The following is a 22,559-nucleotide window of genomic DNA, read 5'->3' as shown; positions in this document are numbered from 1 at the left end:
GACCCCTCTGGGTAGCCAATAAACCCTATTGACGACTGAAAGCTATTAAAATGACCCCTTTGGGTAGCCAATAGACCCTATTGACGACTGAAAGCTATTAAAATGACCCCTTTGGGTAGCCAATAGACCCTATTAACTACCGAAAGCTATTAAAATGTCCCCTCTGGGTAGCCAATAGACCTTATTAACTAATGAAAGATATTAAAATGACCCCTCTGGGTAGCCAATTTCCATGCTATATCCCAATAAAAAATGACTATCAAATTAGCATGCATTTTGATAGTCATTTTTTATTGTTTGTGATAGTTAACGAAACATGTTACAAGCATCACCCGGTTGAATTTATGCTTTATTGCTTGATTTAAAATCTCTAATCTTCTCTCTGACTGTTTCTTTCACAGCTTCCTTACCTGGTGTAAGAATGGTCCGGGCATCATACACTTCTTTATCGTTGTCGAGCACATTTCGGACAGCTTTCGCCCATGCCTGCAAGCATTCTGTATTCACATTTATTTTGGCATGCCCGAATTCAATGGCTTGATGGATTTGGTGTAAAGGGATACCTGAACCGCCATGTAAGACAAGCGGCACATTGGTCAATTCTGAAATCTCTTTCATTTCAGCGAACCCTAATTTAGGTTCTCCTTGGTATGGGCCATGTACAGAGCCTAGGGCCGCTGCGAGTGCATCAATTTCTGTTTCTTGGACAAGCCGTAAACATTCCTGTGGATCCGCGTAATTTATGCCTCCGATCAGACCATCCTCGTTACCGCCAACGGTTCCCACCTCAGCTTCGACTGTAACCCCGTGAAGTCGGGCATAATCCGTCACTTCTTTTGTCATGGCAATGTTTTCTTCAATGGAATAGTGGGAACCGTCAATCATCACGGAAGTATATCCAGCATCGATGGCTTCCTTACATCTTTCCACACTTTTTCCATGGTCAAGATGCAGGGCAACCGGTACCGTAATCTTCTTTTCCTCTACAATTCTATTTACCATCGTGGCAATCGTCTTAAATCCACCCAAATAATCTACTAATCTATCGGATGAGGCCACAATGATAGGAGACCGTTCCTCCTCAGCCGCTTCCAGCATCGCTTCTGCCCATTGAAAGCTGTTGATATTAAATTGCCCTACTGCATATTTTTCTTTTTTCGCTTTCTCAAGCATTTCTTTCATCGGAACTAATCTTGATGTTGCGATCATTTCCATCCCACCTCTCTTGTCGGAATTTTCAAACTTTTTAAGACGGATCAAATTCCAGAGAATTTGATCCAACCCTCATTATTTAATATTGTCTTGCTGTTTCTAATTTTTGTTTTCTTGCTTCATATGCCTTTTGAATGCTTTCTTTATGGGATACTTCCGCTACACCGACATTCCACCAGCTTTCATATCCATCAGTCATTGTTTTTGGAAGGACCTTAATATCGATAAGTGTAGATACTTCTTGTTGTTTGGCGTCTTCTAAAGCTTCTTTCAGCTGTTCCACTGTATTAACACGGTAAGTCTTAGCACCATAGCCTTCGGCCACTTTTGCATAATCGATATTTAATATTTTATTGTCGTGTGTTCTAAATTCGGTATAGAAGCTGTCGCTTCCATTTTCCATTTGTAAATTGTTAATGCAGCCCCATCCTGAGTTATCAAATAGGACGATATTGACCTTTTGATTGTATTGGATAGCTGTAATGAATTCAGAGTGCATCAACAAGAAGCTGCCATCACCTACTAGTGAATAGACTTCTTGTTCAGGGGCAGCCAATTTGGCTCCTAATGCACCTGATACTTCATAGCCCATGCAGGAATAGCCGTACTCCACATTATACGTATTTGTTACAGTTGGATTCCAAATACGTTGTACATCTCCTGGCAATGATCCCGCTGAAGTAATAATGATGCTATCAGGGGCCACTGTATCATTAACAGCTAATAGTGCCGTTGTCTGTGCAAGCTCTGTGTTAAGTGCATCAGCATACTCATTCAGTACTTCTTGAGTAAAATTATTTTTCACTTCCGGCTGGAAATTTTCACGGCTGAAAGTTACTTGGCTTAAGCGATTACGCTCCGCAGTCCATTCTTCCTTCAATTCAGCAATGATCGGGCCAAATTCACTTTCATACCCATCTAACAATGGTGCCAATTGCTCCAATGTGGTTTTTGCATCTGCTACCACTTGGAAGGCATCCAATTTATAGGCTTGCAGACGGCTGACATTGATGTTTAAGAACTTAGTTGTTTCAAAGTTGAAAGCGGTTTTCGAAGATGTCGCGAAATCTGTGTACCGTGTACCGATACCAATGATTAAGTCGGCTTGGCGGGCCGCTTTATTGGCAGCCAATGTACCCGTAATTCCCATTCCACCTAAATTATTTTTGAAATCAGACTCAACTGTGGCTTTACCCGCTTGTGTCTCGACTAATGGGATATTATGTTTTTCTGAAAGAGCGATTAAGATGTCACGAGCTTGTGAATATTTGGCTCCACCGCCAACTAAGATGACTGGCTTTTTACTAGATTTTATTAGTTCGGCAGCTCCATTTAATTCACGTTCAACCGGTGCTTTTCGATCTAAATAATGGACGCGCTTTTCAAAGAATTTCTCATCATAATCGTAGGCTTCCCCTTCTACATCCTGGGAAATACAAATCGTAGCAGGGCCAGCTTTTCCTGGATCAGTCATCACTTCAAAGGCACGAATTAAACTGGACATTAGCTGTTCTGGGCGGGTCACACGATCCCAGTATCTCGAAACCGGCTTTAATGCATCATTGGTTGTAACAGCCGCACTATATTCCTGTTCTACTTGCTGCAGCACTGGGTCAGGCTGACGGGTAGCAAACGTATCTCCCGGTATAAGCAGCATTGGAATATTGTTGGCAAGAGCGGTAGCTGCAGCGGTTACTAAGTTTGCTGAACCTGGTCCAACAGAGGTAGTCACGGCATAAATTTTTTGACGAAGCATTTGTTTACCGTAAGCCATTGCGGCAAGAGCCATTCCTTGTTCATTTTTTCCCTGGATGACTTTCAAATGTCCCGGATCTTGTTCAAGCGCTTGGCCCATTCCAAGTACATTTCCATGTCCAAATACGGCGAAGACTCCTTCAACAAAAGGAAGTTCCTGGCCATCCACATGAATATATTGCTGATTTAAAAATTTGATTAAAGCTTGTGCTGTTGTTAATTTAATTTTCCCCATGGCTATTTTCACCTCTAACTTAATTGTTCTGCTTTTTCCGATCTTTCTTCAATCAATTGTTCAATTTCAGCCACTGTTGGCATCGCTTCTGAAGAACTATGTTTACTTACAACAATTGCAGCAGAAGCACTGCCGAATTTTAGAGCGGTTTCAATATCCTTGCCGGTAATTAAAGCGTATAAGAAAGCAGAAGCGTAAGAGTCCCCGGCACCAAATGTTTTTAGTACTTTTGTTAAGTATGCATGGCCTCTGAACGTTTCTCCTGACTTTGTATACGCATAAGATCCTTCTACCCCATGCTTAATCACGACTAATTCTGGAGAATGCTTAAACAACTGTTCAATGGTTTCTGCGTTGCTTCCTTCAGTCACATTTTCCATGACATCAAATTCATCACGTGTTCCAACGACAACATCTGCCTGCTGAGCCACTAATGTATAATAAACAGATGTTTCTTCAAGAGATGTCCATGTATAGCCGCGATAGTCTAATTCAAAAACTACCTTTACGTCGTTTTTCTTTGCCAGTTGAATCGCTTTTAACACCGCTTCACGGGAAGGGCTTTTGGCAAGAGCGGTCCCTGAAACAAGCAGAACCTTCGCCTTTTTAATATAATTTTCATCTACTTCTGATGGCTGTAAATAGAGATCAGCTACTTCATCACGATACATAAGAATGCTGCATTCTTCCGGACTCTTAATCTCTGTAAATGCTAAACCTGTCTTATGACCTTCTTGATCCACCACCATGTTGGATGTATCAACACCCACACCGCTCATGTATTGCTCAATAAACCGGCCATGCTGATCATTGGCGAGTTTTCCGATAAAGCCTGCTTTTAACCCAAGCTTCGATGAACCGATCGCGATATTGGCTGGCGATCCGCCTACATACTTTTTAAATGTCATCGTTTCTTCCATTGGACGATTGTATTCTACTGCGTTTAAGTCCATGCAGGCACGGCCAATTGCAATCAGATCAAACTCTCTATCAGAACTAAATTGAATTTTCATGTTTAAAAGCCACTCCTTTTATTTACGGTTTAGAATCCATTCATGGGCTGGTTCGTTGTGGAACTTCCAAATACGTGTTGGGCCTGCCATTACATTTAAATAATAGGACTCATAGCCATCAGGTACCCCAACTGGATGATAGCCGGCTGGTACTAATACAACATCACCATGCTCAACCGCCATGGTTTCATCGATTGAACGATCATCTGTATAGACACGCTGGAATACAAATCCTTGTTGCGGGTTCATTTCATGGTAGTAGCTCTCTTCTAAGAATGATTCATGCGGCAAGTTGTCCTGATCATGTTTATGCGGCGGATAGCTTGACCAGTTTCCGCTCTCTGTGAATACCTCTACAACTAGTAAACTATTAGCAGATGGATTGGAATCGGGCAGGATATTATGGACTAAACGCTTATTGCTGTATTTTCCTCTATTTTCAATTCCATTCTCTTCTGCCTTTATTAATTTCGTAGGCAGTTGATTGTTTGAAGGAGAGTAGCATAGAGCCACACGAGCTTGTGTAACACCCTCCACCTCAAAAGAACGGTCATTTGAAACATAAACACTGTCAGTTGGCTTCTTTTCAAAAACGCTTTCCCTTGTGCCAATATTATCAAAAACTTCTTCGCCAGCCGACACATTTATTTTTCCAGTTAAGGCAACTATGCAGCACTCCACTTTGCTTAAGTTTTCTGTATACTTAGCACCCGGGGTTAAATCTACTACTTTGAAACCAACATATTCTAATGGGGAGTTTTCACTAGTTACTTCCTGAACGATGGTAACTCCTGGTGCCGATTGAATTGTATTAGGTTTCCGGAGCAATTTACTCACGTGTAATCCTCTCCTATCTATGTAATAGCTATTATCCTGACTGGCAAAAGACAGGATAATAGCCTTTTATGGTGCTGATCCTTATTCGAATGATGGTGTTTTATAATTAGCCGTAACAACTTTTTTATGTGTGTAGAATTCTACGCCGTCTTTTCCGTTCGCAGGTAATGTTCCGAAGAAGGAAGATTTCCATCCTGAGAATGGGAAGAAAGCGATTGGTGCTGGAACACCTAAGTTAATCCCTAACATTCCTGCATCGATATTTTCACGGAAGTAACGAATGGCCGAAGCGTTTGAAGTATAGATACATGCACCGTTTGCAAACTCTGATTTATTAGCAGTTTCAACCGCTTCTTTTAGATTTTTAACACGAACGATTGAAAGGACTGGTGCAAAAATTTCATCTTTCCAGATCGTCATATCAGTTGTCACATCGTCGAAAATCGTTGGTCCGACAAAATATCCTTCTTCAGGGGCATTTTCACGGCCATCACATACTAGTTTAGCACCTTCATCAATACCTGTTTGAATATATCCTAATGTACGCTGCTGATTTTGTTCGCGAATAACTGGTCCTAAGAATACACCCTCGTCAAGGCCATGTCCGATTTTGACTGCTTTTGCTTTCTCGACTAATTTCTCAAGAAATTCATCCGCAATTCCTTCTTCTACTGTTACAACAGCGCAAGCCATGCAACGTTCACCAGCAGAACCAAAGGCTGAAGCAATGACGTTTGTTGTGGCAAGTTCTAAATCTGCATCGTTTAATACGATGGAGTGGTTTTTCGCACCTGTTAACGCTTGAACACGTTTTAGGTTTTGGCTTCCGCGCTTATAAACATATTCTCCAACTGGTTTTGAACCTACGAATGAAATGGCTTTTACTTCAGGATGGTCAAGAAGTCCATTTACCACATCATGTGCACCATGAACCACATTAAATACGCCCTTAGGAAGACCAGCTTCTTCTAATAGTTCTGCTAATCTATTAGCTAATAATGGTGTTCTTTCAGATGGTTTAAGAACGAATGTATTTCCAACGGCAATGGCGGTTGGGAACATCCAGCATGGTACCATCATCGGAAAGTTAAATGGTGTAATTCCGCCAACAACCCCGATTGGATAACGATAATTTGTGACCTCAACATCTGTTGCAATCGTTGAAAGTGAATCTCCCATCATCAGTGTAGGAGCACCTGAGGCAAATTCCACATTTTCAATTCCGCGTCCTACCTCACCTAATGCTTCAGTAAGGTTTTTACCGTTTTCGATCGTGATAATACGAGCCAATTCTTGTTTATTCTTTTCTAATAATTGTTGGAAATTAAATAGGACTTTCGTACGTTTTGTCACAGGTACCTTTTTCCAGCTTTCGAAAGCTTTTGCTGCCACTTCTACTGCATAATCAAGCTCTTCCTTTGTTGAAAGAGGAACCTTTGCAATCACTTCTTTTTTGGCAGGATCGTAGATATCTTCAAACTGTGTCGTTTTACTTTCGACCCATTCACCATTTATGTAATTTTTTAGAGTTTCAACTTTTACGATTACGTTAGACATTTTTTCTTCCTCCTTTAATAATCACTTTATTGTATTTTGGTACAAGTGTTAAAAAGACCATCTATCAGTATAGGAAACTAATAAATTTTATTCATTTGTTTATCACTTGTTGGTTATCTTTTGGTTATCTTTGATTACATGTTAATACTAAAAACGCTTTCAGTCAACTGTTTTTTATTATTTTTAGGCTTGTTAAATTCGGTTGTTGATTTCCGCTCCAATCAACAGAGTATAAAAATTACAGCTTTCCAGTTAAAAACTGTGCTTCTCCAAAACCAAAGCTCCAGTCAGCTGCGCCATTTGTAACGATTGAAACCATAATATCTTTTGGATCCATATCACAATATTCTTCTAACTCTTTTACTAAGAGTTTATAAAACTCTTACTTTTGTTTGTCACTTCTTTGGGTACTTGTTACACTGACAATAACTAGATTCCGGCTTCTTTCAAATCCTAAACCGGTATCTTCAATGATTAATTCATGGGCTGGGTGCTGATTGACAATTTGGTAACGATCGCGTTCAGGTACACCAAAAGCCTGTACAACCGCTCGATGCGCGGCATCTAATAATTGTTTTAAAGCATCCGTATCTCGTCCCTCAATTAAATCAAATCTAACTAACGGCATCTAATCTCCCCCCATTGATTGGATTCTACCTACCAACTTAATATCAGTTATTGATTAAGTTTTGGTTATATTATGATTATATCATAATTAACTTTTATTTTATAGTCAACACTTTATCATCACCTGAAGAAAAAAAGTCTTTCCTCATATATTTGAGAAAAGACTTTCAAATAAATAGACTATTAAATATGTAAACCTTCTCTAATGGATTTTAACGTAACTTCATTGGACCACTCTGGCTTATCAGGATAGGCAAATACTGAATTCGTTACAATTCCATCAAACTTCATTTCTCTTAATTTTCGATATAGGGCATCAAAGTTTATTTCCCCTTCACCAGGATTCAAATGCTGGTGAATAGTTACGTTTGCATTAGGAGGATTTATAATATATCTTAATCCGAAGGCCGCTTTATGATTAAGTGTGTCAGCAATTAAAACATGGGCCAGTAAATCTCCAGCTTCATCTAAGTGTTGGGCTACATCGCCGATCCCATCATCATAAAAGAAAGCATGTGCTACTGAATATACTAACTTAATCCAATCTTTATCGAATGCACGTATCATTCGGATAGCTTCAGTGTTCAACTCAATAAAATCGTTAGGATGGGATTGTAGATTTAATTTAATACCCTCTCTTTCAAAAATAGGCATTAGCTCTTCCATAGATTTTACAAAGGCAGCTTCACTTTCAACTGGACGACTTTTGTCACCAGCGAATTCACTGTTCATTAAATCTACTCCTAAATCAGAAGTGATTTCAATACAGCGTTTCCAATTTCTTACGGCAGCTTGGCGTTCTTGTTCATTTGGTGAAGACCATTGTTGAACTGGAAGTACGGAAGAAATTCGAACACCCGCATCTGAGCAATATCTTTTCAAATCTTTTATCAGCTGTCTGTCAACCTTTGGATATTCATAAAACCAAATAAAATCTTTTCGTGGAGACAACTCTACCCATTCATATCCTAATCTGGCAACTGCATCGATCGTTTCTTTTAAATTAGTATTGTCACGATAATGTGACGGATCGTATGCTAAACGCATTTTAACTTCCCCTTTCTTTTGTAGGCCAAAGCGCTTTCAATTGAATCAACTTCAGAAATCCAACTTTTTATGATATGTTGGTTAACTTTTGGTTATCTATAAGTACATATTAATACGAACAGTACCAATAATCAATATTTTTTTATTATTTTTATAAGAAAAGCGCAAGGTGCCCGTATATCGGCGACAAGCACAAGACGAGCCGGCCGAAAGGTTGCTCTTTAACCTTTTGGACGGATTGATCTAAATGTGGAGGCGACTGTTCTGGGATGAAGGCATAAGACGCACCCTGTAAGAAGGCGTTTTTTGCCTTCGTCAGGGGGTGGCTTATGACTTGAGTCCCAAGGAGCCGCAACTGGATAAGCTTGTGACCTCGAGCCGATGGCGCCTGGAGCTGGACAACTCTCGAAGTCGGAATTTTATATTTCTTTCTTTCAAAAAAAAACCCTCCTTAAATGGGATTAGCCAAAAAGAAGGGGTTTTGCAAGAATCCGCTAGTCAGCAATAACAAGCTGAATTTGGTTATTCTTAACATATTCTTGGTAAGTGTCATCCGGAAGTTGATCAGTAATCAAAAAATCAATCTCATTTAGACTACAATAGGTCATTAATCCATACTTATCGAATTTATCGTGGTCTATCAATAAATAGACTTCAGAGCTCCGATTAACAATGGTCTTCTTTAATTCACTTTCCAAAGGAGAAGCGTTTGTTACTCCGTTAACCAACGAAATACCCGTAGAAGCCATAAAGGCCTTTTTTATATTGTAATCTTTAAATAACTCCATATTTCTCGGATTAACAAACGAATTGGTTTTACGGTCAAGCATCCCTCCAACAGAGATGACATTGAGATTCTCAAATGGGAGGGCACGAACGATGAAGTCGATACTATTAGTAAAAATGGTCAGGTTTTTTTCCTTTAGAAAATCAAACATTTCAATTGTAGTGGTACCCGAATCGATGAAAATAAAATCTCCATCCTCCACAAAGCTAGATGCCTTTTCTGAAATGAATACTTTTTGTTTTTGATTACGTATTTGTCTATCTTGAAAAGATTCAAGTTTTTTATGAATGACTGATACTCCGCCATAAACTTTCTTTAAGTCTCCCCGATCGACTAACTCCTGAACATCGCGTCTAATTGTATTTTTCGATACATCAAAAACCTCTACTAGTTCATCCAATGAGGCAGATTGATGTTCATTCACATAATCCTGTATTTTTTTTATTCGTTTTTCTTTGATCATTTCATTTCACCCTATTGTTTGTTATCGCTTACACTTTATCTATTCTATCTCCATAGTACCAACAAATAACCAAAACTTCATTATATTTTTATTATAAGGATGAAATATTTTTATTAATTCTTAAACGAACCATTCATTCAATTAGAAATCACAAGCCGGATTGAATTTTTTTCAGCATATTCTCTGTAAGTAGTATTTGGGGTTTGATCAGTAACAAGGTAATCAATCTCATCTAAATTACAATAGGTCATTAACCCATATTTATCAAATTTATCGTGGTCAACTAATAAATAAACCTCTGAACTCCTCTTAACAATAGCCTTTTTTAATTCACTTTCCAGAGGAGATGCGTTTGTTACCCCGTTGGAGAGCGAGATGCCGGTTGATGCCATAAAGGCTTTCTTAATATTATAGTTACTTAGTAAATCCATACTGAGCGGGTTGCCAAACGAATCGGTCTTTCGATCAAGTAACCCGCCGATTGAAATAACATTTAAATCAGTAAATGGAAGAGCACGAATAATAAATTCAATACTATTTGTAAAAATAGTCAAGTTCTTGTCCTTTAGATATTCAATCATTTGAATGGTAGTCGTGCCTGAATCTATGAAGATTATATCTCCATCGTTCACATAGCTGGCTGCTTTTTTTACAATGGATGCCTTTTGTTCTTGGTTTCGTGTTTTTCGGTCTTGAAATGACTCGAGTTTCTTATGAATGACAGATACACCGCCATAAACTTTTTTCAAGTCCCCGCGTTCGACTAGGGTTTGAACATCACGCCTAATAGTGTTTTTTGATACATCAAAGACCGAAACCAATTCGTCTAATGATGCCGATTGCTGCTCCATTACATAGTCATGAATTTTTTTGATGCGCTTTTCCTTTATCATATTATTTCACCCCCTTTATATTTTTTGATTCTTAACAAATATATTATCAAAATTTAACCATTACTTCACTATAATTTTTATAAATTTACATATAAATATTCAAACTTACTTAAAAATTACCCAACTTTAAGTAAACAATTCATCGATCCATACAAAAAAAAGCTGTCAAAAATGACAGCTTTTTTTAATTCACATTTTTAAGATCATCAAACTTACGGTCATCCTGGACAAACAGGACGCCAAGCTCGTGGTGATCTCCCTCATAAAGAGCACGCTGTACAAAACGGATTTCTCCATTTGTATCAAAGACTTCGAGCTTGCAATGAGCGCGGTTTTTTTGCAATGCTTCATAGAAGGTTTGTTCATCTCGAACCAATACCCCATTGACCTTTGAAATTATTTCCCCAACCTGAAGCCCCATCTTACCTGCAGGTGACCCAGGAATAATCCCGATAATCATTAAACCGTTATTCTTCTTAGAAAAGTAAGCCGTCATACTATCATCTTTCAAATAAGCAAACAGCGCTAAAAGTTCCCTGCCGACTACAGCAAAGGCCGCCACCCCGATTGACATTAACGGGTACCAATATCCAGCCGCCGAAAGAAGCGTGATCAAAACACCAAGAATGATGACCCGCCGGCCGTGGAGATGGATCGACTCTTTTGGAAGCATTCCTTTAATTTGCTGATGAAACCCAATCGCAAAGGGAACAAAAAACAAGGAAAACTCCTTCGCTCCCAAATGGAAAACTGGCCACCAATCAAATGGAAGGTGGAGAGCATCTCCAGGAATCAGCAAGAACAACGGCACCATCCAAAGACGTCTAACTTCGTGGACACCTACAATCTGGCCGCGCTTACTTTTTGCTAATTTAGGTGAAGAACCTTTACTGCCGTTTTTAAAGATCAATATCCCTTCCGCCACTAACAACAATCCCTGAATCACAATTAAGGATGGATAGACTTTATCATCAATGGAAGAAAAGAACGGAATTGACCAGTTATTCTGTGCAATGAGAATAATCCCGAAAAACGCGGCCCCTAGCGTATATGCCGGTGACATCAGCCGTATATTGGTGGTCAGTGACCAAATCAAAGTGAATCCGGCAATAAGAAGAATGGCTGCAAATGGAACGGTAATCCCGACTGCTACAGTGATAATGGATAGCACAAGACCAATGACAAGTCCCATCGGAAATAACTGCCGAAGTTCAAAATAGGCGTCTTCTGCTCGAATATGGAAGTTCTTCCGTTCACGTTTCACCCTCATGACACCTAATATTCCGGCCAGGAAAACGAGATAGTATAAAACAGGATGAAGAAAGAACTTGCCTGTCCCTTTTAGAAACTCCACAAGCCACGTTTCTACCATTTCCTACCACCTGCCTCTATTAAAAATTCTATAAGCATAAAATTCTCTTAAATTTTATTTTACCAAATTAATAACATAAAAAAAATTGCTAGTTTTTAGAAAAAGTAAAAATGTTAGTTTTGTCCTCATTTGGAGTCGACTCCACCAACTTTTGTAGGAATTCCGCGAATTTCTAGCGAATTTCCGCGGAATTTGTTGCTATTTCCGTGGAAATTCTCAATAAGTCCGCCAAACTTGACACTTTTTCCGCCAAAACGACAAATGAACCACCGTATATTACAATAAAAAACAGAGGCTAAAAGCCTCTGCTGCGTTTAATTTGTGATTAACTTCAATGCCATTTTCAGCTGTAAATCATTTTTCTCTTTTTTCATGTCCTTCACTGCTGCCTCTTCCAATTTAGCAGCTGTCTTTTCATCAATTTTTCCTGTTGACGGCAGGTTATGCTCCTGTTGGAAGCCCTTCACGGCTACTTTCGTTTCCTCACTAAAATAACCATCTTTCCTTCCAGGCTCAAATCCCAATCCATCCAAGATCTCCTGGGCATTCTTGACCTGTTCATTATTCATATCTTCCGTAAGCGGCTTATCTACCTGAATCGGATGGGTATGAAAAATCGCTGGCTGCTTAATCGCCACGTCTGGTTTAATCCCTTTCTTATGAATCCAATGGCCATCCGGCGTCAGCCATTTGGCTAATGTCAGCTTTATGTTGCTTCCATCACCCATCGGAATCGCCTGTTGGACAGTCCCTTTACCAAACGTCGTTTCTCCAACGAGCTTATATCCGTCCGCCTCCTGTAAGGAGCCTGCTAAAATCTCAGAAGCAGAGGCACTGCCCTTATTCACAAGAACAAGGACTGGATAATCCTTTTTCTTAGAAAGTGTAGAGAAGAAGCGTTGTTTTTCACCATTGCGCTGTTCTATTTGCACATATGGTTTATCTTTCGGTACTAATTCTTTTAATATTTCACCGACACTATCCAATAGTCCTCCCGGATTTCCGCGTACATCTAAGATTAATCCTTTTATATTGTCATTTTCGAGTGCCTTTAAATCCTTCTTAAAGTCAGCTGCTGTATCCTCAGAGAACGATGTTATTTCAATATAGCCAATCTTTTTGCCACCCTGTTTCTTAATAGAAGAGTGTACTGTTTCAAGGGGGATTTCATCTCGTTTGACTCCGATGGTCAGCGGTTCTTTTAACCCTTTTCTAGCTATCTCTAATTGAACAGTCGTTCCTTTTTTTCCACGGATTTTTAGGGTGGCTTTATTTAAATCAAGTCCTTCCACACTTTTTCCATTGACCTTTAAAATCTGATCATTTGGCTTAATACCTGCTTTTTCAGCAGGCGAATTTTTAAATGGCGAGACGATGACAATTTTTCCATCCACCATACCTACCTCGGCACCAATTCCTTCAAAAGACGATTCCAATGTTTGCGTAAATTGTTTAGCGGTATCCTTGTCCATATAAACCGAGTATGGGTCCTTTAGTACGGATAGCATCCCTTGGATGGCACCTTCTACCAATTGGTTCCGGTCCACTTTTTCCACGTAGCGGTTTAAGATAAGGTCGTATGCCTGTTCAACCTTTACGAGGTTATCAGAACTAGGGGCAGCATTAACGGCCTTTCCACCTGGGCTTGAGGCTTGCTCCAATTTTGATACTGCTTCCGTTTTATGAAAATAAGTCATTCCAGCATATGTTCCCCCTGCTCCTGTCAGCAGTGAACCTGTCATTAACAGGGCAATCCATCTACGATTCATCCTGAATCCTCCTCAAGTAAAAAAAATGCCTGTCCTATCTATTTCTTAAAAATCGTACCGAACTCCTGCCCGATTATTAACTTATATGTAAAGGAAGGACGAGTTATGATTAAAAATAGGATGATGGATTAAACAAGATATAAAAAAGAAAGAACCTGTCATGAGATTCTTTCCTGCATTAAGATATACTAATAAATTTAAAAGTACTAAAATAATATTTACAACCTCGCAGTTCCTAAGTTCGGTAAAGCAATTTACGATAAAAAGTAGTCCTTATATCCTCCATTGACAAAATGTTTTAAAAGATATCCTCCTATCATATGTTCAACCAAGGTAAGACTAAGATTTTAGATTTTATAAGAAAGTAAAAAAGGTAATTTGGCAAATTAATAGGAACGTTAAATTATTGACGACTGTGTACCGAAAAAATCATTCAGTAAGTAGTCATTCAGACTTATTGTCGACTGTTACCCGAACAAAATGGTTCAGTAGGGTAGCCTATCCGCCTTATTGTCGACTGTTATCTGAAAAAATGATTCAACAGGGTAGCCTATCCGCCTTATTGTCGACCGTTATCTGAAAAAAATGATTCAACAGGGTAGCCTATCCGCCTTATTGTCGACCGTTATCCGAAAAAATCATTCAGCAATGTAGTTAATAACCATCTATATCCAATTTGTACAATACACCAAAAAAAACAGCCTGTTTGCTTAACTAGGCTGTTTTAAATATCATAGGTATAAAAATTCATATGTTACGCTTATTTTTTCATTTTACGGGTACTTTTTTAGTAATACACGTTATGGCAGCGGCACGATTCCGACAGGATTAATGGCAAAACGCTTATCCTGCGTCCACGGACCTTTATGAAGTTCAAAGTGTAAGTGCTGGCCATGTGATGCACCAGTATTACCCATTACACCAATTTGCTGGCCTTTTTTCACAACGGCTCCACTGCCAACCATACGGGATGACATATGGGCATAGACCGTCGTATAAACTTGTCCATTTATAGAGTGAGAGACAAAGATACAGTTTCCATACGTGCTAGATACATAGGATCGAATGACGACACCATCTGCTGCTGCAAGAATCGGTACAGATGCACGATTGGCAATGTCTACTCCGACGTGTCTTTCACTGCCTCGTGAACCAAAACCAGAGCTTAAATAACCGACAGCTGGCTGTGTCCAAAAACCGCTGGAAACACCTGGAGTTGATCCGGAACTTACAACACTAGAACTTCCACCAGAACTAGCTGTTCCTTTACTGCTACTGCTGCTAGCCGCTTTACGCTTGGCAGCCGCCGCAGCCTCTGCAGCCGCTTCTGCCGCTTCTGCCGCCGCTCTAGCTTGCGCTTCCTGCTCCAACTGGATCGCTTTTTGAATCGCTGCCTGTTGCGCTGCTAGGATTTCATCTTGCTCTTGTAAATCCATCACGCCTTCATGGGCTTCATTTTCCTGGTCCTTAAGGCTCGCTAATGCTTTATCTTTTTCAGCCTTTTGCACATTTAATTGTTGCTTTAAGTTTTGTAGGTCAGCGGCCATTTTTTCAATGCTGGCAAGATTTGCTTTCACTTGCTCTTGCTTAGTTTCTAATTCCTGCTTATCTGCCTCGTGTTCTTTAAGGATTGCCTGGTCAGCCTGCATAATGGTTACGACGGCATTGGCACGGTCCACAAAGTCACTAAAGCTGGTTGCCCCCATTAGAACATCGATATAGTTAACCATCCCGCCTGTTTCTTGATAGCTGCGTGCTCTGTCCTTCAAGAGGAGATTACGTTTCTCTATCCGATCTTTAATGACCTCCATTTCCCCTTGAAGTTTAAGAATTTCAGCTTTGGTACTTTCTAATTTAGCATTTGTTTCATTAATCTTATTGGTTGAGTCAGTAATAGCCTTATCTAGTCTAGTAATTTCATCTTTTACATCTGTCTGCTGATTCTGCAGATCAGTAATCTGATTGTTTTTTTGAGTAATAGTCGAATTAATATCGGAGCGTTGCTGCTGAATTTTGTTTTGTTCGCCCTTTAAGCTGGAAATAGATGCAGCTTCCGTTCTAACAGATGTTCCTCCAAAAATGGTTCCAAACCCTACCGTTGCTGTAACAGCAAGGGCCATCACTGATTTCCTCATATCCGATTCTTTCCCTCCATTTTTCTTTACACGTGTAAATCGTTGCCGCCTGCCTTTATTCATGACTGAAGGAAGGACATAGCACCTCGTCCTTCCTTAAAAATTGGCTGTGTTAAACTAGGATGTTGATTTCCGCTCCAGGCACTTCGCTTCAATCAACATTTTTTAACACAGACTAAAATTTAAACCCTTAGGAACTTTCGTACGGACATGACACTTCCCCATACGCCAATTAAGGCTCCCATTAAGATCAAAATGCCAGACATTTGATACACAAATGGATCAAACGGCAAGATCTTGATAAATGTTCCTTGAAGCTTAGGGCCTATATAATCATAAGCACGATAATAGGCAATCGAAATTAAGATAATCGGTACAATGGAACCAACTATTCCAAGCCACAGACCTTCTAAGAAGAACGGCCAGCGGATAAAATTATTTGTTGCCCCTACTAATCTCATAATCTTAATTTCTCGGCGTCTAGCAATAATCGTAATCTTAATTGTATTGGAGATTAAGAAAATAGCCGTTAGGAACAAGCCAATGATTAGTACAATCCCGACATTTCGGGCTGCATTAATGAACTTAAATAGTTTTTCTACCTTGCCCTGACCGTACTTAACCTTTGCGACAAAGTTGTTTTTTTCAATTTGCTTCGCCACTTTCATCGTATCTGACGGGTTTTTCGTTTTAACGATAAATACATCATTTAAAGGATTATCTTGTTCGAAAAGTTTAAACGCTTTTCCATCCTCACCAAGACTCTTGACTAAGTTATTAAGTTCTTGGGTTTTCGGTGAAAATTCGATGCTTTTTACTTCTGGTATACTATCAATCTGTTTTCTTAATGTTTCCTGGTCCTGCTTATTGGCAGCGACATCAATGTGAACGCGGATTTCTACGTCCTGTTCAATGGTTTGGGCTACTCTGTTCAGGTTCATCATAATCGCGAAAAATACACCCACAAGGATTAATGTAACGGTAACGGCACCAATGGATGCAAAGGTCATCCAGCCGTTTCTTTTAATACTTTTAACACTTTCACGGGCGTGACGGCCAATCGTTCTAATTTTCATAACCGTATTCACCTCTCTGCTCATCACGTACAATCTTTCCGCCTTCAATGGCAATAACGCGATGCCTTATTGTATTAACGATTTCTCTATTATGCGTTGCCATCACAACCGTTGTTCCTCTATTATTGATTTCTTCAAAAATCCTCATGATCTCCCATGACGTTTCTGGGTCAAGGTTACCCGTTGGCTCGTCCGCAATAACTATCTTTGGAGAGTTAACGATGGAGCGGGCAATCGAGACACGCTGCTGCTCACCGCCTGAAAGCTCAGTAGGCAGCATTTTGATTTTATGCTTTAAACCAACAAGGTCAAGAACTTCCATTACCCGTTTTTTGATAAACTTTGGCTGAGCCTCAATTACCTCTAGGGCAAAGGCGACATTTTCATAGACGGTTAAGGAAGGTAGCAGCTTAAAGTCTTGGAAAACGACCCCTAAGTTTCTTCTAAACAAAGGGACCTTTTTCATTTTTAATTTTGCAAGGTTCACACCATTTATCGTAATCGTTCCAGTAGATGGTACTTCTTCACGATACATCATTTTAATGAAGGTTGATTTACCTGCACCACTCGGACCAACCACATAAACAAATTCACCTTGATTTATTCGGACATCTATACCGCTAATGGCAGTAACACCATTCGGATATTTCTTATATACTTCTTGTAGTTCTATCATTTATTATCACCTATAATTGAAGTTAGTTCGAATATTATTCGACAATAATCTTCTTATTTTCACAGAGTCGGGACCACAATAACAAACAAGATGTGCACAATTTCGCATATTTTTATTATAACATCATAATTTGCTAAAAAAAGCGGTAAAATTATTACAGTTTCTTTTCAAAAAATTACAAAACCTGACAAGTTTCTATTATTCGCAACTTTTTAATATAATAAAAAACGTTCTGAATAAAAACAGAACGTTTTTGTTTCATTATTATTTTTTGGCTGCCAGCCATGTAGCAATCGTATTGGCATCATCACCAGTAACTAAACCTGCAGGCATTCCGCCTGATTTACCGTTTTTAAGAATGTCTAATATTTCATCTTTTGAATACTTTGAACCAACTTTAGTTAAGTTTGGTCCCATGCCGCCCTTCATATCACCGCCATGACAGCTAGAGCATTTTTGATCGAAAATCTTTTGGGCATCACTAGCATTTGAGGTCTCTGTCCCTCCCCCGCCAGTATCTTTTTTGGTAGTATCCTTGTCACCACCGCCGCCACATGCAGCAAGTCCCATTACAAGAGAGGTTCCGAGTAATAGGGTTAACAGCTTCTTCTTCATCAAAACAACCCCCTTTTCAAGTAAATGTTTCCATCAATGTACTATTATACCAATCCTATGCGCGTTTGAAACCTTCACCAAGCACCTCAGCCGCATCCATAACAATAACAAAAGCAGATGGATCAAGGGTTTTAACCAAATGTTTCAATTTTGTGAACTCTGTTTGATCTACCACGCACATCAGCACTGGCCGTTTATGGTCTGTAAAACCACCATATGCTGATAGTTTTGTCACTCCACGGTCAATTTTATTCAGTATTCCCTCTCGCACTTCATCCTGATTATTCGTTATGATCATTGCCATTTTCGAACGTCCAAAACCAACCTGGACAAGGTCGATGGTTTTACTTGTCACATAAAGGGCAATTAGTGCATATAACCCTTTTTCAATATCGAATACTGCCGCTGCCGTCAGTACAATTAGCCCGTCAATCATCACAACGCATCTTCCAAGGGTAAAACCGGTATATTTATTGATGATCTGAGCAGCTAAATCCGTCCCTCCAGTGGAAGCATTTCCCCGGAACACAATTCCAAGCCCAAGACCAACACCGATCCCTCCAAATAAAGCCCCAAGCAAGGCATCATGAGTCCATGGTTCAAGATGTTTCGTGAGAAAAACAACAAATGGCAGAAAGATGGTCCCAACAAGGGTTTTAACTCCGAATTGTTTTCCTAAAAAAATAACACCGGCAATAAATAAAGGAATATTGAAGGCCCATTGGACATAGGCTGGTTCCCACCCTAATACTCCCTTTAAAATCGTACTAATTCCGCTTACTCCTCCCGATGCCACTTGGTTAGGAAGCAAAAACACATTAAAGGTTAATCCGATGATTGCAGCTCCAATCAACACGAAAATATAATCAACTGCCACTCTCAATTTCGGATAGGTTCGTGTCAGATTACTAAGTATATTCATACAACGTATTCTCCTCTATTTTCTTCTATAAATATAAAACCGAAAGTGAGTATAGCATTACATAAATATGGGTGTAAATGGCATTATGTTAACGTGTTAAAGTGGTAATAGAGTGAACCTCATAGCTGGATTTGTTATTGTTAGCATTTGCCTTTATTCATTAATTCATTAGAAAAAAAGCCTTCACCGAATATGTCGGCAAAGGCTTCTTCCTTATGAAATTCGTGAACGTAAATAGGCATTGATAAACTGATCTAAATCTCCATCCATTACCGCTTGAACATTCCCCGTTTCCGCACTCGTACGGTGGTCTTTGACCATGGAGTAAGGGTGAAAGACATAGGAGCGGATTTGGCTTCCCCAGCCAATCTCTTTCTGTTCTCCGCGGATTTCCAAAAGTTCTTGTTCCTGGCGTTCAATTTCCCGTTGATATAGCTTCGCTTTTAACATTTTCATCGCTGACTCACGGTTTTTAATTTGTGAACGTTCCGATTGACATGTAACAACAACTCCTGTTGGTAAATGGGTAATCCGGACAGCCGAGTCGGTTGTATTAATATGCTGTCCACCAGCACCTGTTGCACGATACGTATCAATTTTTAAATCCTCGGTGCGGACTTCCACCTGAATTTCTTCATTAAATTCAGGCATAACTTCGCAAGAAACAAACGAGGTATGACGTCGTCCTGAAGCATCAAACGGCGAAATCCGGACAAGCCGGTGAACCCCTTTTTCTGCTTTCAAATAGCCATAGGCATTATGTCCTTTGATCGACAATGTCACACTCTTGATTCCCGCTTCATCCCCAGGAAGATAGTCAAGTGTTTCCACTTTAAAGCCCTTCTTTTCTGCCCAGCGAGTATACATGCGAAGGAGCATGGATCCCCAATCCTGGGATTCCGTTCCACCGGCACCCGGGTGCAGCTCTAATATTGCATTATTTTTATCATATTCTTCACTTAAAAGTAGCTGAAGCTCAAATTGAGCTAAACGACTTGATAATTGTTCTAGCTCTTCTTCAAGCTCAGCCCTTAATTCTTGGTCATCTTCTTCTTTAACCAGTTCATAGGTGATTTCGAGATTTTCGTAGGATTCATTTAACCCCAAAAACTCATTTACCTGATCTTTTAACGCATTGGCTTCGCTAATAACCGTTTGAGCCTTTTCTTGGTCATTCCAGAAATCAGGCTGCAGCATCTCATCATCTAGCTCAGCAATTCTGGCTTCTTTATTTTCAAGGTCAAAGAGACCCCCTAAAGTCCGCTAATGTTTTAGCTGTTTTCTCAAGTTCATTCCGAATTTCTGCTAATTCCATTTTCTTCACCTCTATAAAAAATAATCATTATGTGTTTATTAAATTAATCAGTCCCTATCCATTATAGCGTGATAACCTAAATAAATTCAAAATTAGACCATCATATTTTTAAAACACTCCTATCCCTAGGCGAAAATTACCTGCAAAATTCCATTAAATATCCTTAGTATTTATATATTTCAATGTGTCAAAGATGGTACTATTAAATTAGAACAGACTGGATCATCCCTTATACATAGAAAATTTAGTTTGGGAGCTAAACCAAAGTAAAGGAGCAGGAGAATGGAGAAAATAAACCGTAATGAACCTTGTCCTTGCGGAAGTGGGAAAAAGTATAAAAAGTGCTGCGGTGTACATGATGCCATTTCCATCACTGGGGTCCTATTAAATGAAATAGATGAACTGCAAAAACAGTTCCTCCATTTTGCTTACTATCATTATGGTCATGATATTATAGAGGATTTTGAGATTCTAGAAGCAAGTATGGAAATCGAAAACGACCAGGAGCGGGAATTCTATGAATTGATTCACGCCATTTGGTTTTCTCTTTTTGAAGGTTTGGATGATGGCGAAACCATCGTTTCAAAATTTATTTCAGCTGAAGCTGGCAAAATAAAACGTCCTAAATTAAAGCAGATTTTAAAGTCATGGACCTATGCAAGAACGGTAGCCGGGATCGTTCTTGCTGTAGATGATAATCTCCTGACCATTCAAGATGGTTTTACATCAGAGCGCCTTGAGTCGATTAATTTAAATGAAACCTATGAGGTAAAGGAAGGAGCGTTCTTTGTTGGTATCCTGCTGCCCTTTGAACAAAAATATGTTTTCTTTCCCTCACCATTAGAATTGCCAGATCTTAAGCCGGATCTAGCTATTTCCTATATCGAAGATAGCAGTATGGATGCAGATTATGACTCTCCACAAGAATATTTGACAGACTTCTTTATGGATGTAGTCAGTGAGCTGCCGATGGTGGGAGGACTGCTCGAAGTAGATGAGATGGATTGGCCTGCCCCTATATACAAGGAAGTAGCCAACCTTTTTAAAGAAAAATTGGAAGAACAAATACCGCCTCCCATTTTAGATACAGGAGTGATTCTTTGGCATCAATTTTGTCAAAAAAGACAAAAACGAATCCAAAACCCAACTATTTATGTAGCTGCCCTTCATTATTTATTATCAACTTTTGCTCCTATAGAACAAGTAACTCAAAAGGAATTAGGGAAACAATATGGCGTGTCTCCAAGGAGCATTTCGACTATCACCTCAGAGCTTGAAAAAGAATTAAAAGATGAAATTGGCGAGTTAATTAGGATCATCTATACGGAAGATCCGATTTCTGTTCAGGTTCCGCCCCAGGTCATTGAGTTTCCTAAAAAGGAAGATTCTCAATCTGCAAAGACTGCGGAGACAATTTCTAGTGTCACGCCACTTCAGAATGTATCAGATAAACCTGTAAAGAAAACCAATGGGCGAAAGGTTTCTAGGCGTGATGAGGAACGGGCCCGCAACTTAATCTATGACGCTATGCAATCGGACGGTAAACAGCGTTATAAATTGGCAGAAGAAGCACTAAAGCTAAATCCAAATTGTGCCGATGCATACGTGATCCTTGCAGAAAAAACCAAAAGTTTAGAGGAAGCAATCTTGCTTTATGAAAAAGGAATCCAAGCCGGCGAAAGAGAACTCGGCAAAGAATTTTTCATGGAAAACAAGGGTTACTTTTGGGGGTTAATTGAGACAAGACCATTTATGCGGGCAAAACTTCATTATGCGGAGGCCCTTTCACTTTTTGGAAAGGTGGACAAAGCTGCCAAGCAATACGAAGAATTACTGGAATTAAACCCGATGGATAACCAAGGTGTCCGGTACTCGTTGTTTGTTGCTTATATGGATTTAGAGGACTTTGACAAGGCACATATGCTCCTTGATTTATATGAAGAAACGAGTGCTCAACAGTTATACAACAAACTATTGCTGGAGTTAGTTAAAAATGGCTACACAGCAAGAGCCGGCATGCTGTTGAAGGGGGCAAAAAAGGAAAACAAATATGTCATTCCTTATTTAACCGGAAAGAAAAGACTTCCTGCCTATCCGCCGGATTTTTACGGCGTTGGGGATGAGAATGAAGCGATTGTTTATGCAGATATGCATTTGCATTTGTGGAAGAAGATGGATGGGTTGGTGGAATGGTTGAAGGGGAAATAGATTACTTTCCATCACTTCTTAAAATAAGAAACACGAGAGTTTTTT

17 protein-coding genes and 1 pseudogene are annotated in these 22,559 nt (G+C 39.5%); 1 reads left to right on the top strand and 17 read right to left on the bottom strand.

Annotated features, from left to right (window positions below; translation table 11 throughout):
- Positions 1-342: 342 nt before the first annotated feature.
- The 17 genes and pseudogenes from fba to prfB all read right to left on the bottom strand — a co-directional run bounded on the left by fba (position 343) and on the right by prfB (position 20,306).
- Entirely contained in the window at positions 343-1,209 is an 867-nt protein-coding gene (fba, locus tag CVD27_RS12010) for a class II fructose-1,6-bisphosphate aldolase (RefSeq protein ID WP_257984342.1), read from the bottom strand.
- An 82-nt stretch (positions 1,210-1,291) separates the two neighbouring features.
- Positions 1,292-3,202 carry a 3D-(3,5/4)-trihydroxycyclohexane-1,2-dione acylhydrolase (decyclizing) gene (iolD, locus tag CVD27_RS12005; RefSeq protein WP_101648147.1) on the bottom strand — a complete coding sequence of 637 codons (1,911 nt, stop codon included), beginning with the start codon at positions 3,200-3,202 and terminating at the stop codon, positions 1,292-1,294.
- A 14-nt stretch (positions 3,203-3,216) separates the two neighbouring features.
- The gene (gene iolC, locus CVD27_RS12000; protein WP_101648146.1) at positions 3,217-4,215 is read right to left on the bottom strand and encodes a 5-dehydro-2-deoxygluconokinase; all 999 of its coding nucleotides are present in this window, start codon (positions 4,213-4,215) and stop codon (positions 3,217-3,219) included.
- Between the two features lie 18 nt (positions 4,216-4,233).
- Positions 4,234-5,052, bottom strand: coding sequence for a 5-deoxy-glucuronate isomerase (gene iolB, locus CVD27_RS11995; protein ID WP_101648145.1), 819 nt, complete (start codon positions 5,050-5,052; stop codon positions 4,234-4,236).
- 81 nt (positions 5,053-5,133) lie between these two features.
- Complete coding sequence (locus CVD27_RS11990) at positions 5,134-6,609, bottom strand: CoA-acylating methylmalonate-semialdehyde dehydrogenase (RefSeq protein ID WP_374703071.1); 1,476 nt, start codon at positions 6,607-6,609, stop codon at positions 5,134-5,136.
- Positions 6,610-6,847: 238 nt separating this feature from the next.
- Positions 6,848-7,237 (bottom strand): annotated as a pseudogene (locus CVD27_RS11985) (tautomerase family protein).
- A 182-nt stretch (positions 7,238-7,419) separates the two neighbouring features.
- On the bottom strand, positions 7,420-8,283 hold the full coding sequence (locus tag CVD27_RS11980; protein ID WP_101648144.1) for a sugar phosphate isomerase/epimerase family protein: 864 nt from the start codon (positions 8,281-8,283) through the stop codon (positions 7,420-7,422).
- Between the two features lie 494 nt (positions 8,284-8,777).
- Positions 8,778-9,533, bottom strand: coding sequence for a DeoR/GlpR family DNA-binding transcription regulator (locus CVD27_RS11975; protein WP_101648143.1), 756 nt, complete (start codon positions 9,531-9,533; stop codon positions 8,778-8,780).
- 137 nt (positions 9,534-9,670) lie between these two features.
- Positions 9,671-10,426 carry a DeoR/GlpR family DNA-binding transcription regulator gene (locus CVD27_RS11970; RefSeq protein WP_101648142.1) on the bottom strand — a complete coding sequence of 252 codons (756 nt, stop codon included), beginning with the start codon at positions 10,424-10,426 and terminating at the stop codon, positions 9,671-9,673.
- Between the two features lie 184 nt (positions 10,427-10,610).
- Positions 10,611-11,798 carry a PDZ domain-containing protein gene (locus CVD27_RS11965; RefSeq protein ID WP_101648141.1) on the bottom strand — a complete coding sequence of 396 codons (1,188 nt, stop codon included), beginning with the start codon at positions 11,796-11,798 and terminating at the stop codon, positions 10,611-10,613.
- 314 nt (positions 11,799-12,112) lie between these two features.
- Positions 12,113-13,567, bottom strand: coding sequence for a S41 family peptidase (locus CVD27_RS11960; RefSeq protein ID WP_101648140.1), 1,455 nt, complete (start codon positions 13,565-13,567; stop codon positions 12,113-12,115).
- An 800-nt stretch (positions 13,568-14,367) separates the two neighbouring features.
- Complete coding sequence (locus tag CVD27_RS11955; RefSeq protein WP_308301796.1) at positions 14,368-15,765, bottom strand: murein hydrolase activator EnvC family protein; 1,398 nt, start codon at positions 15,763-15,765, stop codon at positions 14,368-14,370.
- 119 nt (positions 15,766-15,884) lie between these two features.
- Positions 15,885-16,778: a permease-like cell division protein FtsX gene (gene ftsX, locus CVD27_RS11950; protein WP_101648138.1), complete on the bottom strand. Its 894-nt coding sequence runs from the start codon at positions 16,776-16,778 to the stop codon at positions 15,885-15,887.
- Positions 16,768-17,454, bottom strand: a complete 687-nt coding sequence (gene ftsE, locus CVD27_RS11945; protein ID WP_101648137.1) for a cell division ATP-binding protein FtsE — start codon at positions 17,452-17,454, stop codon at positions 16,768-16,770. The genes ftsX and ftsE overlap by 11 nt, the downstream gene beginning before the upstream one ends.
- A 264-nt stretch (positions 17,455-17,718) precedes the next feature.
- Positions 17,719-18,069 carry a cytochrome c551 gene (gene cccB / locus CVD27_RS11940; protein WP_101648136.1) on the bottom strand — a complete coding sequence of 117 codons (351 nt, stop codon included), beginning with the start codon at positions 18,067-18,069 and terminating at the stop codon, positions 17,719-17,721.
- Positions 18,070-18,124: 55 nt separating this feature from the next.
- Positions 18,125-18,991, bottom strand: a complete 867-nt coding sequence (locus tag CVD27_RS11935; protein WP_101648135.1) for a YitT family protein — start codon at positions 18,989-18,991, stop codon at positions 18,125-18,127.
- 213 nt (positions 18,992-19,204) lie between these two features.
- A protein-coding gene (prfB, locus tag CVD27_RS11930; protein ID WP_101648134.1) for a peptide chain release factor 2 occupies positions 19,205-20,306 on the bottom strand; the annotation gives its coding sequence in 2 pieces (ribosomal slippage) (positions 19,205-20,233 and positions 20,235-20,306; 1,101 coding nt in all).
- Positions 20,307-20,588: 282 nt separating this feature from the next.
- Here prfB and CVD27_RS11925 point away from each other — a divergent pair.
- Positions 20,589-22,514, top strand: a complete 1,926-nt coding sequence (locus CVD27_RS11925; protein WP_101648133.1) for an SEC-C metal-binding domain-containing protein — start codon at positions 20,589-20,591, stop codon at positions 22,512-22,514.
- The last annotated feature ends 45 nt before the right edge of the window (positions 22,515-22,559 follow it).

Source organism: Neobacillus cucumis, from assembly GCF_002860255.1.
GTDB lineage: Bacteria > Bacillota > Bacilli > Bacillales > Cytobacillaceae > Neobacillus > Neobacillus cucumis_A.
The sequence above is the reverse complement of the archived record's forward strand: the minus strand, read 5'-3'. Positions and strand labels throughout refer to the sequence as shown.